This is a genomic window from Amycolatopsis echigonensis, from assembly GCF_014174495.1.
In the GTDB taxonomy this organism is placed as follows: domain Bacteria; phylum Actinomycetota; class Actinomycetes; order Mycobacteriales; family Pseudonocardiaceae; genus Amycolatopsis; species Amycolatopsis echigonensis.
On the sequence record NZ_JACJHR010000009.1, the window covers coordinates 17908 to 34172 of the forward strand.

Annotated in this window: 16 protein-coding genes and 1 pseudogene; 15 read left to right on the forward strand and 2 right to left on the reverse strand. The window is 71.7% G+C overall.

From position 1 onward, the window contains the following. The first annotated feature begins 37 nt into the window (after positions 1–37). The 7 genes from H5411_RS08535 to H5411_RS08565 all read left to right on the forward strand — a co-directional run bounded on the left by H5411_RS08535 (position 38) and on the right by H5411_RS08565 (position 7508). A complete protein-coding gene (locus H5411_RS08535) occupies positions 38–988 on the forward strand; it encodes an AraC family transcriptional regulator (protein ID WP_183123489.1) in 951 nt (316 codons plus the stop codon). Between the two features lie 102 nt (positions 989–1090). Further along, positions 1091–1930: a prepilin peptidase gene (locus tag H5411_RS08540; protein WP_183123490.1), complete on the forward strand. Its 840-nt coding sequence runs from the start codon at positions 1091–1093 to the stop codon at positions 1928–1930. Between the two features lie 49 nt (positions 1931–1979). Continuing rightward, positions 1980–3167 carry a chorismate synthase gene (aroC, locus tag H5411_RS08545; protein ID WP_183123491.1) on the forward strand — a complete coding sequence of 396 codons (1188 nt, stop codon included), beginning with the start codon at positions 1980–1982 and terminating at the stop codon, positions 3165–3167. Then, on the forward strand, positions 3164–3688 hold the full coding sequence (locus H5411_RS08550) for a shikimate kinase (protein WP_183123492.1): 525 nt from the start codon (positions 3164–3166) through the stop codon (positions 3686–3688). Before aroC ends, H5411_RS08550 begins: the two co-directional genes overlap by 4 nt. A 220-nt stretch (positions 3689–3908) precedes the next feature. After that, entirely contained in the window at positions 3909–5024 is a 1116-nt protein-coding gene (aroB, locus tag H5411_RS08555) for a 3-dehydroquinate synthase (RefSeq protein WP_183123493.1), read from the forward strand. Beyond that, positions 5021–5452: a type II 3-dehydroquinate dehydratase gene (aroQ, locus tag H5411_RS08560; RefSeq protein WP_101434588.1), complete on the forward strand. Its 432-nt coding sequence runs from the start codon at positions 5021–5023 to the stop codon at positions 5450–5452. Before aroB ends, aroQ begins: the two co-directional genes overlap by 4 nt. A 565-nt stretch (positions 5453–6017) precedes the next feature. Then, positions 6018–7508, forward strand: coding sequence for a glycoside hydrolase family protein (locus H5411_RS08565; RefSeq protein WP_220816702.1), 1491 nt, complete (start codon positions 6018–6020; stop codon positions 7506–7508). Here H5411_RS08565 and H5411_RS08570 read toward each other — a convergent pair. Further along, positions 7432–8034, reverse strand: a complete 603-nt coding sequence (locus tag H5411_RS08570; RefSeq protein WP_101434587.1) for a B-4DMT family transporter — start codon at positions 8032–8034, stop codon at positions 7432–7434. The two genes, H5411_RS08565 and H5411_RS08570, sit on opposite strands and share 77 nt — an antisense overlap. 128 nt (positions 8035–8162) lie before the next feature. Here H5411_RS08570 and H5411_RS08575 point away from each other — a divergent pair, with 128 nt between their 5' ends. Genes H5411_RS08575 through nusB form a run of 3 tightly spaced genes read left to right on the forward strand, consistent with a single transcriptional unit; the run spans position 8163 to position 10325 of the window. Further along, positions 8163–9260 (forward strand): M24 family metallopeptidase, encoded by a 1098-nt coding sequence (locus H5411_RS08575; RefSeq protein WP_183123495.1) that lies wholly within the window; start codon positions 8163–8165, stop codon positions 9258–9260. Positions 9261–9303: 43 nt separating this feature from the next. Further along, positions 9304–9867 (forward strand): elongation factor P, encoded by a 564-nt coding sequence (gene efp / locus H5411_RS08580; protein WP_009075786.1) that lies wholly within the window; start codon positions 9304–9306, stop codon positions 9865–9867. After that, positions 9867–10325 (forward strand): transcription antitermination factor NusB, encoded by a 459-nt coding sequence (gene nusB / locus H5411_RS08585; RefSeq protein ID WP_101434585.1) that lies wholly within the window; start codon positions 9867–9869, stop codon positions 10323–10325. Before efp ends, nusB begins: the two co-directional genes overlap by 1 nt. Positions 10326–11064: 739 nt before the next feature. Here nusB and bldD read toward each other — a convergent pair. Beyond that, positions 11065–11553, reverse strand: a complete 489-nt coding sequence (bldD, locus tag H5411_RS08590; protein ID WP_003096372.1) for a transcriptional regulator BldD — start codon at positions 11551–11553, stop codon at positions 11065–11067. Positions 11554–11814: 261 nt separating this feature from the next. Between bldD and pyrR the strand changes: the two genes are divergently transcribed. From pyrR to carA, 5 genes and pseudogenes are all read left to right on the forward strand, one after another. Then, complete coding sequence (pyrR, locus tag H5411_RS08595) at positions 11815–12411, forward strand: bifunctional pyr operon transcriptional regulator/uracil phosphoribosyltransferase PyrR (protein ID WP_101434583.1); 597 nt, start codon at positions 11815–11817, stop codon at positions 12409–12411. Next, positions 12408–13340 (forward strand): aspartate carbamoyltransferase catalytic subunit, encoded by a 933-nt coding sequence (locus H5411_RS08600; RefSeq protein WP_037818941.1) that lies wholly within the window; start codon positions 12408–12410, stop codon positions 13338–13340. The genes pyrR and H5411_RS08600 overlap by 4 nt, the downstream gene beginning before the upstream one ends. Continuing rightward, on the forward strand, positions 13337–14623 hold the full coding sequence (locus tag H5411_RS08605; protein WP_101434582.1) for a dihydroorotase: 1287 nt from the start codon (positions 13337–13339) through the stop codon (positions 14621–14623). Before H5411_RS08600 ends, H5411_RS08605 begins: the two co-directional genes overlap by 4 nt. Further along, positions 14623–15126 (forward strand): PH-like domain-containing protein, encoded by a 504-nt coding sequence (locus tag H5411_RS08610; protein WP_101434581.1) that lies wholly within the window; start codon positions 14623–14625, stop codon positions 15124–15126. The genes H5411_RS08605 and H5411_RS08610 overlap by 1 nt, the downstream gene beginning before the upstream one ends. Continuing rightward, positions 15123–16244, forward strand: a pseudogene (carA, locus tag H5411_RS08615) (glutamine-hydrolyzing carbamoyl-phosphate synthase small subunit); the annotation flags it as partial. The gene H5411_RS08610 and the pseudogene carA, both read left to right, overlap by 4 nt. Positions 16245–16265 lie beyond the last annotated feature (21 nt).

Sequence of the window (16265 nt, forward strand, 5' to 3'; positions counted from 1 at the left end):
CGCCGGATTTCCTGTCCATTCGTCTAGTCTCGGGGGAGTGGACGCGTTCAGCGATTTGATCCGCGGGGTCCGGGCGCAGGGTTCGTTGTTCGGCTGCACGGCCCTGTCGGCGCCGTGGTCGCTGCGCTTCGTGGACGGTGCCCCGCTGACCCTGTGCACGCTGTTGAGCGGCGAGGGCTGGGTCGTTCCGGAAGATCACCCGCCGGAGCTGTTGCGGGCCCGCGAGACCATCCTCGTGCGCGGCCCGTTTTCCTTCGTGGACAGTCTCGACACCTCCGCCGCCCCGGTCGACTGCGGCGAGTTCTGCGCGACTCCCGACCAGGGCGGCACTCGGCATCGCCTGGGCTGGAACGATCCCTTTCACGGCGAAACCAACCTGATCGTCGGCGCGTACCCGGTGCGGAGCCGCGGCCGGATGTCGGCGCTGCTGGACGCACTGCCGGTAGTCGTCCGGCCGCCGTCCTCGGCCGCGGAAGATCCGGTGCTGGATCATCTGGCAGCCGAACTGGCCGTCGACGCGCCGGGCCAGCAAGTCGTCCTGGACCGCTTGCTGGACTGGATGCTGGTCTGCCTCCTGCGCGACTGGTTCGACCGTCCAGGGGGAACGCCGCCGCCGTGGTGGGCGGCCCAGCGGGACCGGGTGGTGGGCGCGGCCCTCCGCTTGCTGCACGCGGATCCGGCGGCGCCGTGGACGGTCGTCACGCTGGCCGCCCGGACCGGAGTTTCGCGGTCCACGTTGGCCAAACGCTTCGCGGACCTGGCGGGGGAGCCGCCGATGACCTACCTGACCCGATGGCGGATGACCCTGGCCGCGGACCTCCTGACGGAACAGCCGTCGATGCCGATCGCGGAGGTGGCGCGCGCGGTGGGGTACTCGGACGCGTTCGGGTTCAGCTCGGCGTTCAAACGGCTGCGCGGCGTCAATCCGACCGGATACCGGCGGGCTTCCCTTGCCGGGGACGGGGTTTTGGCTTCTTCTCGCGGCTGAAGTGCCTCCGTCGAGTGAACCTTCCGGCGTGTCGCGCACGAGGGGTCCCCTCGCACCCTGATTTGTTTGCCCTGGTCCAGGCGGTGGCGACAGGCTGGTCGCATGGTTCTGACAGCAGTGCTCGCAGCCGGGGCGGTGGTCCTCGTGCTGCTGGTGATGACGAAGAAAGCCGGTGCCCCGGTCTCCGCCGTACTCGGCATGACAACCGCCGTCGCGGCAGTCGCGGTGGCCGCGGCGCGTGCCGACTCTGGCGCGCTCCCGGCTTGGTGGCTGCCCGTGGCGTGGCTGGTTTCGGTGCTCGGCGTGCCCCTCGCGCTGGCCGATGTCCGGCACCGCCGCCTCCCGGACGTCCTCACCCTGCCCGCTTACCCCGTGGTGGCCCTGACGCTCGCTCTCGCCGCCCTCAGTGGCGGGGGATGGCGGTTGGCCGCAGGTGCGGTCTTGGGATGCCTGCTGTTCGGCGGGACGCACCTGATCGTCCATCGCTTGTCCGCGGGCGGGCTCGGCCCCGGGGACGTGAAGCTGGCCGGGTCTTTCGGCGCTGTGCTGGGCGCGGTCGGCGGACTGGCCCCGGCGGTGGCCGCGGTCCTGGCGGCGATGGTGAGCGCGGCGGCCATGGTGCCGATGTGGCTGCTGCGCCGGATCCAGCAAGCACGCGGATCTGGGAGTTCTGTCCGCCTACCGGCCACCGAGACCGGCGCGCTGTCACTCCGGTCCGAGAGCCGGGGAGAACTTCCGAATGCCATTCCGGCCGACGGTGCCCGCGTGCCCGCGCCAACCGGCTCCGCCCCTTTGCCGACGGTCGCTGCCCCCGCGCCGCAGACCGGGCCTGTGCACTCCCGAATCCGGGCCGGACCTCTCCGCGTGCCCTACGGCCCCGGCCTGGTTCTGGCCACCTGGGCGTGCGCGGTGTTCCCAGCCGCTGGAACGGGCATCGCCTGAGGCCAGGGGCTCTGCCAGGCGCTCGGACCGGCCGTGACAGGATTGTCCGGTGCTGCGCTGGATCACCGCTGGAGAATCGCACGGACCCGCCCTCGCCGCTGTGCTCGAGGGGCTGCCTGCCGGGGTGGAGGTGACGACCTCGGACTTGTCCGCGCAGCTCGCGCGGCGCCGGCTCGGGTTCGGCCGCAGCCCGCGGATGGGCTTCGAGACCGACCAGGTCCAGTTCCTCGGCGGGGTCCGGCACGGGGTCACCCAGGGCGGCCCGATCGCCGTCCAGATCGAGAACGCCGAGTGGCCCAAGTGGGAGAAGGTCATGGCGGCCGACCCGGTCGACGAGGCCGAGCTCGCCGGGCTCGCCCGCAACGAGCCGCTGACCCGGCCCCGCCCGGGGCACGCCGACCTGCCCGGCATGCAGAAGTACGGCTTCGACGAGGCCCGTCCCGTCCTGGAGCGCGCCAGCGCCCGCGAGACAGCCTCGCGGACTGCGCTCGGCACGGTCGCGCGGAACTTCCTGCGGCAGCTGCTCGGGGCCGAGGTGCTGAGCCATGTCGTCTCCATCGGCGGCGCCGACGCCCCGGACGGCCCGCTGCCGCAGCCGGGCGACCTCGCGGCGATCGACGAGAGCCCGGTGCGCGCGTTCTCGGCCGAGGGGACCGAGGCGATGGTCGCCGAGGTCGACGCGGTGCGGAAGGCCGGCGACACCGTCGGCGGCGTGATCGAGGTGATCGTCTACGGACTGCCGCCGGGCCTCGGCTCGCACGTGCACTGGGACCGCCGTCTCGACGCGCGGCTCGCCGGCGCGCTCATGGGCGTGCAGGCGATGAAGGGCGTCGAGGTCGGCGACGGCTTCACCACCGCCCGCCGCTGGGGCAGCCAGGCGCACGACGAGATCGACCGCGGCACCGGACCGGTCGGCGTCACGCGCCGGTCGAACCGCGCGGGCGGGCTCGAAGGCGGCATCACCAACGGCGAACCGCTGCGGGTGCGCGTCGCGATGAAGCCGATCTCGACCGTGCCCAAGGCACTGTCCACAGTGGACGTCAAGACCGGCGAGCCCGCCGTGGCGATCCACCAGCGCTCCGACGTGTGCGCGGTGCCGCGCGCGGGCGTGGTGCTGGAGTCGGTCGTGGCGCTGGTCGTCGCGGACGCGGCGCTGGAGAAGTTCGGCGGCGACTCGCTCGCCGAGACCCGGCGCAACGCGCAGGCGTACTTGAAGGCGCTCGAGGAGCGCTGGTGAGCCCGCGCGCGGTCGTCGTCGGACCGCCGGGCTCCGGCAAGAGCACGGTCGGCCCGCTGCTGGCCGCCGCGCTCGGCGTGACCTTCCGAGACACCGACGACGACATCGTCGCCCGCGCCGGACGCGCCATCTCGGACATCTTCGCCGACGACGGCGAACCGGCGTTCCGCGCGCTCGAGGAGGAAGCGGTCGCCACCGCACTCGCCGAACACGACGGCGTGCTCTCCCTCGGCGGCGGCGCCCCGCTCAGCCCGGGCACCCGCGCCCGGCTTCAGGACCACATCGTGGTTTTCCTGAACGTCGGGCTCGCCGCCGGAGTGCAGCGCACCGGGATGTCCAGCGCCCGCCCGCTGCTCGCCGGGATCAACCCGCGCGCCACCTTCAAAGCCCTGCTCGATCAGCGGCTGCCGGTGTACCGCGAGGTGGCGACCGTCGAGATCGAGACCGACAAGCTGACGCCGGAAGAGGTCGTCGCGGCCGCCGTCGCCGCCCTCGAACCCGACCGGGTCCGCGAACAGTGACCCGCCACCGGCCCGGCACCGGCCAGCACGGCTCCGTCCGGCTGGCTGCTCCGAACCACGTTCGGTCTGTCGCGCCGGGCTGGCGGGCCGCCAAGTCCGGCGGGAGCCAGCAGCCCGTCCGCACCCGCGTCGGCCGCGAGCAGCCGATGCCACTGAGCCACCGCCCAGCCCAGGACCACGCAGCCCAGGACCGCCGGGTCCGGGAGCAGTGAGGAGAACCGTGTCCGCCACCCCGCCCGTCCGGATCCGGGTCGCCACCGCGCAGCCGTACGACGTGCTCGTGGGGCGCGGCCTGCTCGGCGAACTCACCGAGCAGCTCGCCGACGCGTCGAAGGTCGCGCTGATCCACCCGCCGACGCTCACCGCCACCGCCGAGGCCGTACGCGACGAGCTGGCCGCGGCCGGTCTCGACGCGCACCGCGTCGAAATTCCTGACGCAGAGGACGGCAAGGCCTTCTCCGTCGCCAGTTTCTGCTGGGAGGTCCTCGGCCGGATCGGGCTGGACCGGCGCGGCGTGGTCGTCGCGCTCGGCGGCGGGGCGGTCACGGACCTCGCCGGGTTCGTCGCGGGCACCTGGATGCGCGGCGTCCGGCTGGTGAACGTGCCGACGACGCTGCTCGGCATGGTCGACGCGGCGGTCGGCGGGAAGACCGGGATCAACACCGAGGCGGGCAAGAACCTCGTCGGCGTCTTCCACGAGCCCTCGGCCGTCCTGGTCGATCTCGCGACGCTGGAATCCTTGCCGCGCAACGAACTCGTCGCCGGGATGGCCGAGATCGTCAAGACCGGGTTCATCGCCGACCCGCGGATCCTCGAGCTGATCGAGGCCGACCCGGAACGAGCGCTCGACCCGACCGGTGACGTGCTCGCCGAGCTGGTCCGCCGCTCGATCCAGGTGAAGGCCGACGTCGTCGCGGCCGACCTGCGCGAGTCCGACCTGCGCGAAATCCTCAACTACGGCCACACCCTCGGCCACGCCATCGAACGCCGCGAGCGCTACCGCTGGCGGCACGGCGCGGCGGTCAGCGTCGGCCTGGTGTTCGCGGCGGAACTGGCCCGGCTGGCCGGACGCCTCGACGACGCCACCGCCGACCGGCACGCCTCCGTGCTCAAGCTGATCGGCCTGCCTACCACCTACGCCCCGGACGCGTTGCCCCAGCTGCTGGAAACCATGAAGGGCGACAAGAAAACCCGCTCCGGCGTACTGCGGTTCGTCGTCCTCGACGGGCTCGGCAAACCCGGCCGTCTGGAAGGCCCCGACCCGTCGCTGCTCGCCGCCGCGTACTCGGCGATCGCGGCCGAGACCCCGGAAAACGGCGGGAGCGTGCTGCTGTGAAGGCGTTCGTGTTCAACGGCCCCAACCTCGGCCGCCTGGGCAAACGCGAGCCGGACGTCTACGGCTCCACCACACACGACGACCTCGCGCAGCTGTGCGTCACGACCGGCCAGGAGCTCGGTCTCGACGTCGAGGTCCGGCAGACCGACCACGAAGGCGAACTGGTCGGCTGGCTGCACGAAGCCGCCGACGCGGGCGCGCCGGTCGTACTGAACGCCGGCGCGTGGACGCACTACTCGATCGCCGTCCGCGACGCCGCCGCCCAGCTCACCGCGCCGCTGATCGAGCTGCACATCAGCAACGTGCACAAGCGCGAGGAATTCCGGCACCACAGCGTGCTGTCCGACATCGCGACCGGCGTGATCGTCGGCCTCGGAGTGGACGGTTACGGCCTCGCGTTGCGCTGGATCGCCGCGCACTCGTCCTGACCGCCCGGTTGCGAACGCGGGGCGGTTGCAGCTGGATTGCGCCGCATTGTTCTGAGTTGGCGGCCGACAGCGGGCGGCGGGCAGATGCGGTGGGGCACTCTTTCTGGTCTCGCTACCGGCGTCAGCGTCGATCTCGGCGTCGGCGGCGCATTCGTCTTGACCTCCCGGTAGGGGCGCGGGGCGGTTGCAGCTGAACCGTGGTCTGGTGTTGTGGCCGGGTGCGCTGGATCGCGCCGCATTCGTCTCGAGCTGGCGGCCGGACAGCGGGCGGCGGGCAAATGCGGGACCGCACGCCTTCTGGGATCCCGACCGCCGGTCTCGACGTCGGCGGTTGCCGCGTTGCGCCGGACCGACGACATCCATCCCCGCCTGGCAACCGCGAGGCACCCAACCCAGCCGCAGATCCGCTACCGCAGCGGGCTTTCCCGCGCGAAAAGCAAGCCCTCGGTAAACCCGCCGTCTGACCGGCGGATGCGCGATGTGGTTCACCCATCCGGTGCCCCTGTCGCTACACTCGGCGATCATGCACCCGTTCCGTCGTGGGGGTCGGCGACCCGTGCGTCAGCTGCTCTCGTTGCTGATCGCCGGTTCCCTCGTTTCCGGGTGCAGCCAGACTTCCGCCCAGCCGCAAGCCGAGGGCACCGGGCACGGCGGCATCGCCGGGGGAGCGCCGCAATCCTCTCAGGATCCGCCTCGGGCGGCGGATGTCGCGCTCGCCGCGGGGGCCGCCCGGCAGAGCGGCGGGGTGGTGGCGGCCGGGGCGGCGGACGCGTCCTACAACTACGGCCCCACCGTGATGGTCGAGAACGGCCGCACCCGGATGTGGTGGTGCAGCCAGTACAGCAGCGCCCCGCCGCCGGGCGACGACATTCTCTACGCCGAAGGTCCCTCGGCCGACGGACCCTTCACCGGACCGGGTGGCGGTGCGCCCGTGGCGGTCCTGTCCGGCGCGCCCGGCAACTTCGACGGCATGCACACCTGCGACCCGTCGGTGCTGCGCGTCGGCGGCACGTACTTCATGTACTACACCGGCGCGGCGGGCGACCACGCGCTCGGCAACGCGATCGGCATGGCCACCAGCCCGGACGGCATCCACTGGACCCGGTCGAACGGCGGCAAGCCGATTCTCGGCGCGTCCCACGACGTCCACCGCGCCAACGTCTACGGCGCCGGCCAGCCCTCCGTAGTGTTCCTCGACGGCTGGTACTACCTCATGTTCACCGACACCACCGGCCGCGCGGCGGGCTGGAACGGGGCGGGCCAGTTCGTGATCCGGGCGCACGACCCGGCGTTCCGCGAAGGCGTGGAAGCGTTGGGGGAGAAGGGCTTCGAGCCCACCGCGACGACCGACGCGCCGCGGACCCGGTCGGTGGTCGACGCGTTCAGCGTGGACCTGGAGTGGGTCGGCGCGCTCGACGCCTTCGCCATCGCGCACGAAACCGCGGACGGCACGACGATCACGTTCTGGGACCGCGATTTCACGATGCAGCCGTACAAACCGGTCGTCATCCCGGGCGCGTGGAAGGAAGGCCCCGGCCTCGTCCGCCGTCCGGACGGGCACGCGCCGACGTCGGTCAGCGATCCGTGCGACCTGGTGTCGCTGGACGTCGTGCGCGCCACCGAGATCGGCCCGGCGAGCGCGCCGACCGGGCTGAAGCACTTCGGGCTCGACGTGAAAGGCGCGGGCGGCTGCTCGACCCCGTCTCGCAGCACCGCGACCTTCGACGGCGTCGCGATGCCGTCCCCGGACCGCATGATCGACCTTTACCGCCGCGGCGAGCGCATCCGGATCGACCGGCGTTCAGTCGCCGCCGTGCTCGCCGCGGAGCTGGTCGACCGGCCGCTGCCGCAGGTGCCGGACATGCCGGTGACAACCCGCCTGCGTTCGGGAGCGACCATCGTGCACGCGTACGGCCGCGGCTACGGCATGGTGCTCGACGGGCAGCTTTACGGCCTGCCGGACACGACGATCGTGGCGCTCAACGGTTCCGGGGTGCAGGAGATCGACCCGCGACAGTGGGACGGCGCCGCGCGCGGTTTGCCGCTGGGCGGCTGACCGGCGAAGGCTTCGGAGCGGTCCGCGGGGCCGGGCTCGGCGGGAGTTCGAGCTCGCCGGAACGGCTGCCGGTGCCGTCTTCGTCCTCGTCGTCCGGCTCCGGCCCGGAGGAATCCTCGTCGTCTTCCGCCGCCGGACGCCGCATCCGCCCGCCGACGAACAGCCCCAGCCCGGCGGGGACCAGCACGAGCAGCGCGGAGAACGCCGCTCCGCCGGTAAGTGCGGCGCCCAGCTCGGAAACCCCGGTCTGGTCGACGAAAATGGCCCGCCCGATCACGTACAGGATGCCCGAGCACACGCCCGCGACCAGGGAAGCGATGAACCACGCGCGCCCCCTGTCGCGCAGGTCGCGCCAGCCGTCGATCGCGCTCCACAGCGCCGCCAGGCCGACCAGTACGGCGATGGTGAGCGACGTGAACAGCGTCTGGCCGGTCGGGTGGAACACGGACCACTTGGCGAGCAGCGTCATCGCGGCGGCGTGCACGACCGCCATGACCAGCCCGCGCGTCAACCAGGCACCCAGCATGGACGGAGTGTAGGCGCGCCGAAGTTAACCGCCAGTAGGCCGTCCCGTCCGCCGTGCTCGAACCGTGCCGGAACCGCGCTGGAACAGCGTCGGAACGACGGCCGGAAGCCGCTGGTTAAGCTGGTCGGGTGCCGGAAATCCACGCTCGCCGCCGTGCCGCGCTCGCCGCCCTGCTCCACGAGAACGGGGTCGACGCGCTGCTGGTCACCGATCTGCTCAACATCCGCTACCTGACCGGGTTCACCGGGTCGAACGCCGCGCTGCTGCTGCACGCGGGCGGCGACGCGAAGACCCTGTTCTGCACCGACGGGCGCTACACGGCCCAGTCGGAGTCGGAGGTGCCCGACCTGGAGCGCGTGCTCGACCGGGCCAGCGCCCGCGCGCTCGCGGCGCACGCGGCCGACCGGCTCGCGGACTACGGCCGGACCGGGTTCGAGAGCCAGCACGTGAGCGTCGAGGAGCACGAGCACCTCAAGGTGCGCTTCGACCGGGTCGAGCTGGTCCGCACGCCGGGGCTGATCGAGCAGCTGCGGGTGGTCAAGGACGAGGTCGAGATCGCCGCCCTGCGCGCCGCGTGCGCCGCCGCCGACCGCGCGCTGGCCGCGCTGCTCGAGGCCGGGGGAGTGCGGCCGGGCCGGACCGAGCTGGAAGTGGCCCGCGACCTGGAGAACCGGATGCTGGAGCACGGTTCGTCCGGGATCTCGTTCGAGTCCATCGTCGCCGCCGGACCGAACTCGGCGATCCCGCACCACCGCCCGACCGGGGCCGAACTGCGCCGCGGCGACTTCGTGAAATTCGACTTCGGCGCGACCGTCGACGGCTACCACTCGGACATGACCCGCATGGTCGTCCTCGGCGAACCCGCGGACTGGCAGCGCGAGCTCTACAACCTCGTGCACCGCGCGCAGGCGGCGGGAACCGAGGCCGTCCGCCCCGGCGCCGTGGTGTCCGAAGTGGACGCCGCGGCGCGCTCGGTGATCGCTGACGCCGGGTACGGAGAGCAGTTCGCGCACGGTCTCGGCCACGGCGTCGGGCTGGAGGTGCATGAGGCACCGAGTCTCGCCGCGGCGGGCGTCGGTACACTGTCCGCCGGTATGGCGGTCACCGTCGAGCCCGGCGTGTACCTCGCGGGGCGCGGTGGCGTGCGCATCGAGGACACGCTCGTCGTGCGGGACTCCGGACCCGAACTCCTCACCCTGAGCACCAAGGACCTCGTGGCCGTATGACGGCCGCGGCCGAAGAGATCGAACACAGGAGACCTGAAGACTCGTGGCCACCACCAACGACCTGAAGAACGGACTCGTCCTCAACCTGGACGGCCAGCTGTGGAGCGTCACCGCGTTCCAGCACGTCAAGCCGGGCAAGGGCGGCGCCTTCGTGCGCACCACGCTCAAGCACGTGCTGACCGGGAAGGTCGTCGACAAGACCTTCAACGCGGGCACGAAGGTCGAGACGGCCACGGTGGACCGCCGGAACATGACGTACCTGTACAAGGACGGCGCGGACTTCGTCTTCATGGACGGCGACACCTACGACCAGATCACCGTGCCCGCCGAGACCGTCGGCGACAACGCGAACTACATGCTCGAGAACACCGAGGTCCAGGTCGCGGTGCACGAGAACGAGCCGCTGTACGTCGAGCTGCCGACTTCGGTCGAGCTGGTCATCCAGCACACCGACCCGGGCCTGCAGGGCGACCGCTCCACCGGCGGCACCAAGCCGGCGACGCTCGAGACCGGCGCGGAGATCCAGGTCCCGCTGTTCCTCTCGACCGGCGAGAAGATCAAGGTCGACACCCGCGACGGCCGTTACCTCGGCCGCGTCTCCAGCTGATGGCGGACAAGCTTCCCCCGCACCCGAACCGCGGCGGCGCGATCAGCAGGCGGCAGGCCCGCCGGCGCGCGGTCGAGATGCTGTACGAGGCCGCCCAGCGGTCCGCCGACCCGGTCACGCTGCTGGCCGACCGGGTCGGCGCGGTCGAGGTCGACCCGATCGCGGACTACACGATCACCGTCGTCGAGGGCGTCACGGCCCAGCGCGAGCGGATCGACGAACTGCTGGCGGAACACTCGCAGGGCTGGACCCTCGAGCGGATGCCGCCGGTCGACTTGGCTGTCCTGCGCGTCGGCGTGTACGAGATGCTGTGGTCGGCGGACGTTCCCGACGCGGTCGCGATCGACGAAGCGGTCGGTCTCGCGAAGGAACTGTCGACGGACGACTCGCCCCGATTCATCAACGGCGTGCTCGGCCGCATCGGCACGATCGCCGACCGGCTGCGCGCGGTCCTGTAGCGCTGGCGGCCCGGTAGCCGGAGGTAACCCGGCCGGGGGAAGCGGCCACCTGAATGGCCGCTGCCTGATCGGGTCACCGCACGGCCGAGGCGGCCGGGCGCGAGGGGCGTCCGGGAGAAAATTGATCACCGAGCGGAATCAGAACCGGTCGGCGGGCACCATTCGCGCCGGGCGCACCCGAGCGGTTTCGCGGCGATCCGGTGAGTTGGCAGCGGTGGTTTTCCAGACTCGCTGCGGTGAGTGAGCAGCCCGCCGGTGCGACAGGAAAACCGCGACCAGCCGGGAAATCCGGTGCCGTGCGGCGGGAATCGCGGCTTGAGGCGGGGAAACCGCGGCGGGGCAACGCTTTTCAGCGATGCGCGGCAAGAAGCGGTCGCGGGCGGCGCTCGAAGCCGAACTGCGAACCAGGTCAGGGAATCCGCTCGGAAACCGCAGGTCCGGAGAGGGGAAGCGGCCGGAGCGGGAATAGTCCCGGCGGCGCGGCCTGGAGCGGAAAATACGCCGGAACGGATTCGTTCCCGGCGCGGCATGCGCGGGAATCGCGGCGAGCGATCCGCCGATTCGCCGCAGGACGAAAATGCAGGTCAGCGGACACGGGCACCCTGGATAAACCGAGGTCCCGGCCGGATGCGGCGGCCGGATTTCAGCCGGAACCGCACCCGAAGCGCGGCGGGCGTTCCCGGTTCCCCGGGCGCGGGAAGCCCGCCGCGTCGTGCACGGCCGCTGCCGCCATCAGTGCTCAGTCCTCTTTGGACGGGCGGGCTTCCGGCGGGAGGACGCCCCAGTCGATGAGCTGCTCGGTCAGCTCGCCGGGGGTCATGTCGTAGATGATGGCGAGCGAGCGCAGGTCCTCGGTGCGGATGGAGAGCACCTTGCCGTTGTAGTCGCCGCGCTGGCTCTGGATCGTGGCCGCGTACCGGGCGAGCGGGCCGACCTTCTCCGCGGGCAGCTGCTGGAGCCGCTCCAGGTTGATGACGATCTTCGTGGCGGGTTCGGCTCCCGAGGGGACCCGGCCCTCCGGCAGCAGTTCGACCACCGGCACGCCGTAGAAGTCCGCCAGCTCGGCCAGCTTCTGGACGGTGACCGCCCGGTCGCCGCGCTCGTACGAGCCGACCACGACGGCCTTCCAGCGTCCGCCGGACTTCTGCTCGACCCCGTGCAGGGACAGGCCTTGCTGCTGGCGGATCCCGCGGAGCTTGGCCCCGAGCGCCTTGGCGTAATCGCCCATCTGGTGGTTCTCCGTTTCATCGCCCCTGCCCGGCCGGGAGGACCGGAGCCGGGGACTCCTCGAGTCGAATACTCAGAGTAATGGTTACGCATAGTTGTCACCAGGTCAAGCAGAAGGTCGGTCCGCGCAGGTGGCGGCCGTGCGCGTACCACCCGGAAGACTGATTGACCGGTCCTGCTACTGTCGGTGCGGTTTCCGGCAGCAGCCGGTTGCCGACGTCCTTTAAGGACCCGTCCAGAGAGGCGGGGAAGGAGGTCCGCCTTGTCGTCACGTCCGCGTGGCGCGGCGGAGCCGGCGGGAGAGCGCGAGCTGCTGTCCGCCGGTGATGTCGCGCGCACGATCGCGAGGATGGCCCACCAGGTCATCGAGAAGACCGCTCTCGGAGCCGGTCCGCCGGAGCAGTACCCGGTGCTGCTCGGCATCCCCACGCGCGGCACCCCGCTGGCCGCGCGCCTCGCCGAGAAGATCGGCGAGTTCGCCGGGGTCGCGCCGCCGCACGGTGCCCTCGACGTCACCCTTTACCGCGACGATCTCCGCCGCCGTCCGCCGCGCGCTCTCGAGCAGACGCAGCTGCCGCCGGACGGGATCGACAACCGCGTCGTCATCCTCGTCGACGACGTCCTGTTCTCCGGCCGCACCATCCGCGCCGCCCTCGACGCCCTGCGCGACCACGGCCGCCCGCGTGCCGTCCAGCTCGCCGTGCTCGTCGACCGCGGCCACCGCGAGCTGCCGATCCGCGCCGACTACGTCGGCAAGAACGTGCCCACCGCGCGCGCCGAAGGCGTCTCCGTCCTGCTGTCCGAAACCGACGGCCGGGACGCGGTGCTGCTGCGCGCGCCGGAAGGAGAAACCCGGTGAAGCACCTGCTCGCCACCGACGGGCTCGACGCGGACACCGCGACCGCCGTGCTCGACACCGCCGACGAGCTGAAGCACACGCTGCTCGGCCGCGAGGTCAAGAAGCTGCCGACCCTGCGCGGCCGCACCGTGATCACGCTGTTCTACGAAAACTCGACGCGCACCCGGGTGTCCTTCGAGATCGCCGGGAAGTGGATGAGCGCGGACGTGATCAACGTCTCGGCGTCCAGTTCCTCGGTGAACAAGGGCGAGTCCCTGCGGGACACCGCGCTCACGCTGGCCGCCGCGGGCGCCGACTGCGTGATCATCCGGCACCCCGCCTCGGGGGCCGCGCACCGGCTGTCCGGCTGGCTCGCCGGGCCGGGCACCGCGGTGGTCAACGCGGGCGACGGCATGCACGAGCACCCCACGCAGGCGCTGCTGGACGCCGCGACGTTGCGCGAACGCCTCGGTTCCCTGAAGGACCGGCGGATCGCGATCGTCGGCGACGTCCTGCACAGCCGGGTCGCGCGGTCCAACATCCACCTGCTCAGCACGCTCGGCGCGGAGGTGGTGCTCGTCGCGCCGCCGACGCTGCTGCCGGTCGGCGTGGAGAAGCTGCCGGTCACGGTGTCGCACGACCTCGACGCTGAGCTGCCTGCGGTCGACGCGGTGATGATGCTGCGCGTCCAGGCCGAACGCATGCACGGGGGCTTCTTCCCGTCCGCGCGCGAATACTCGATTTCCTACGGCCTCTCCGAGCGTCGCCAAGCGCTGCTGCCGGACCACGCCGTCGTGCTGCACCCCGGCCCGATGCTGCGCGGCATGGAGATCGCTTCCGCGGTCGCGGATTCCCCCTCCTCGGCCATTACCGAACAGGTCCGCAACGGCGTGCACGTGCGCATGGCGGTCCTCTACCACCTCCTGGCCAGTGAAGGAGCTGCCGCGTGAGCATCGTGATCAAGGGTGCCCGCCCGTACGGAGAGGGCGAGCCGGTGGACGTCCTGGTCACCGACGGCGTGATCGCCGCGATCGGCGAGGTACGCGTTCCCGAGGGCGCCGAAGTGCTCGACGCCAAGGGCCAGGTCCTGCTGCCCGGGTTCGTCGACCTGCACACGCACCTGCGCGAGCCGGGGCGCGAAGACACCGAGACCATCGACACCGGTTCCGCCGCGGCCGCTCTGGGCGGCTACACCGCCGTGTTCGCCATGGCCAACACCGATCCGGTCGCGGACAACGCGCTCGTCACCGATCACGTGTGGCGGCGCGGGCAGGAGGTCGGCCTGGTCGACGTCCACCCGGTCGGCGCGGTCACCGTCGGGCTCAAGGGCGAGAAGCTCGCCGAACTGGGCACGATGGCCAAGGGCACCGCGGCGGTGCGGGTCTTCTCCGACGACGGCGTGTGCGTCGCGGACCCGCTGCTGATGCGCCGCGCGCTGGAGTACTCGACCGCGCTCGACGCGGTGATCGCCCAGCACGCGGAGGAACCGCGGCTCACCGTCGGCGCGCAGGCGCACGAGGGCGAGCAGGCGTCGCGGCTGGGCTACGCGGGCTGGCCGGCGTCGGCGGAGGAGTCGATCGTCGCGCGCGACTGCCTGCTGGCGCTGCACGCGAACGCGCGGCTGCACGTCTGCCACGTCTCCACCGCGGGCACGGTCGACGTCCTGCGCTGGGCGAAGGAGCGCGGCACGAAGGTGTCGGCCGAGGTCACGCCGCACCACCTGCTGCTGACCGACGACCGGCTGGAGACCTACGACCCGGTCAACAAGGTCAACCCGCCGCTGCGCACCGGCGGCGACGCGGAAAAGCTGCGCGCCGCGCTGGCCGAGGGCGTCGTGGACTGCGTCGCCACCGACCACGCGCCGCACGCCGTGCAGGACAAGGACACCGAATGGGCCGCGGCCCGGCCCGGCATGCTCGGCCTGCAGACCGCGCTGTCGGTAGTCGTCGAGACGATGGTCAAGACCGGCCTGCTCGACTGGCGCGGCGTCGCCCGCGTGATGAGCGAGCGGCCGGCGGAGGTCGGGAACCTGGCCGGGCACGGCCGTCCGATCGAAGCCGGCGAACCGGCGAACCTGACGCTGGTCGACCCGGACGCCGAATGGACCGTCCGCGGGGCCGAACTGGCCAGCATCGCGGCCAACACCCCGTACGAGGGAATGCGGTTGCCCGGCGTGGTGACGGCGACCCTGCTGCGCGGGCGGATCACCGCACGCGAAGGGAAGATCTGCTGATGGAGCGGTTGCTGCTGACGCTGGGGATCGCCGCGTTCTTCCTGCTGTGCCTGTGGGGCATGTGGGTCGGCTGGCGGCGCAAGGCGCGCTCGCAGAGCGCCCGGATCGCCCCGTTCCCGGAGATCCCGGCCGAGCCCGGCGAGTTCCAGCTCGAATCGACCGGCGTGTACGTGGGCACGACGACCGCGGGCAACTGGCAGGACCGCGTCGTCACCCGGGGCGCGGGCCCGCGCTCCGGCGCGGTCTGGCGGCTGCACCCGGACGGGGTGGCCGTCGAACGCGGCGGGCTGCCGGACTTCTGGATCCCGCGCGCCTCGATCACCGGGATCCGCCGCGACTCCCGGCTCGCCGGGAAGGTCACCGGCACCGACGTGCTGCTGGTGATCACCTGGCGGCTCGGCGACGTCGAGCTGGACACCGGGTTCCGCGGCGACGAACTAGACGATTATCCACAGTGGATCGAAGAGCTTTCCGATCACGACATCAAGGGAGGTGCCCAGTGAGCACCGGCACTCGCGGCCCCGCCGCCCTGGTTCTCGAAGACGGCCGGGTGTTCCGCGGCGCGGCGTACGGCGCGCGCGGGCGGACCCTCGGCGAGGCGGTGTTCTGCACCGGCATGACGGGGTACCAGGAAACGCTGACGGATCCGTCGTACCACCGGCAGATCGTGGTGCAGACCGCGCCGCAGATCGGGAACACCGGCTGGAACGACGAGGACGACGAATCGTCCCGGATCTGGGTTTCCGGTTACGTGGTGCGGGATCCCGCGCGCACGCCGTCGAGCTGGCGGGCCAAGCGCACGCTGGACGAGGAGCTGGTGCGCCAGGGCGTGGTCGGGATTTCCGAAGTGGACACCCGGACCCTGACGCGGCATCTGCGCGAGCAGGGCGCGATGCGCGCGGGCGTTTTCTCGGGCGACGCGCTGGGCAGCGACGAGCAGATGGTCGCGGAGGTGCTGGCGAGTCCGCAGATGAAGGGCGCGGACCTCGCGGGCGAGGTCTCCACGGAGCGGCCGTATGTCGTTGCGGCGCAAGGGGAACGGCGATTCCGCGTCGCGGCGCTGGACTTGGGGATCAAGTCGAACACGCCGCGGTTGATGACGCAGCGGGGCATCGAGGTGCACGTGCTGCCGTCGAGCACGAGCGCGGAGGAGCTGCTGGCGCTCGAGCCGGACGGGGTGTTCCTGTCCAACGGCCCGGGCGACCCGGCGACGACCGCGCACGCGACGGCGTTGACGAAAACCGTTCTGGAGCAGCGGATTCCGTTGTTCGGGATTTGTTTCGGCAACCAGATCCTCGGCCGGGCCCTGGGTCTCGGGACGTACAAGATGCGCTACGGGCACCGGGGGATCAACATCCCGGTGATCGACGTGGCGACCGGACGGGTCGCGATCACCGCGCAGAACCACGGTTTCGCTCTCGAGGGCGAGCCGGGCCAGCGGTTCGATTCCCCTTACGGGGCAGCGCAAATCAGCCATTACTGCCCGAACGACGACACCGTCGAGGGCGTGCGCGCCTTTGACGTCCCGGCGTTTTCCGTGCAGTACCACCCCGAAGCGGCAGCGGGTCCGCACGACGCCGCGCCGCTGTTCGACGAGTTCGTTGAGTTGATGGAGTCCCGCGTGAGCCACACTGGCGGAGCC

Bases quoted from the DNA above. Each gene is read 5' to 3' on its own strand.
- H5411_RS08540 (WP_183123490.1), top strand. From the start codon at position 1,091: ATGGTTCTGACAGCAGTGCTCGCAGCCGGGGCGGTGGTCCTCGTGCTG.
- H5411_RS08570 (WP_101434587.1), bottom strand. From the start codon at position 8,034: ATGCTGGGTGCCTGGTTGACGCGCGGGCTGGTCATGGCGGTCGTGCAC.
- nusB (WP_101434585.1), top strand. From the start codon at position 9,867: ATGGCGGACAAGCTTCCCCCGCACCCGAACCGCGGCGGCGCGATCAGC.
- bldD (WP_003096372.1), bottom strand. From the start codon at position 11,553: ATGGGCGATTACGCCAAGGCGCTCGGGGCCAAGCTCCGCGGGATCCGC.
- H5411_RS08610 (WP_101434581.1), top strand. From the start codon at position 14,623: ATGGAGCGGTTGCTGCTGACGCTGGGGATCGCCGCGTTCTTCCTGCTG.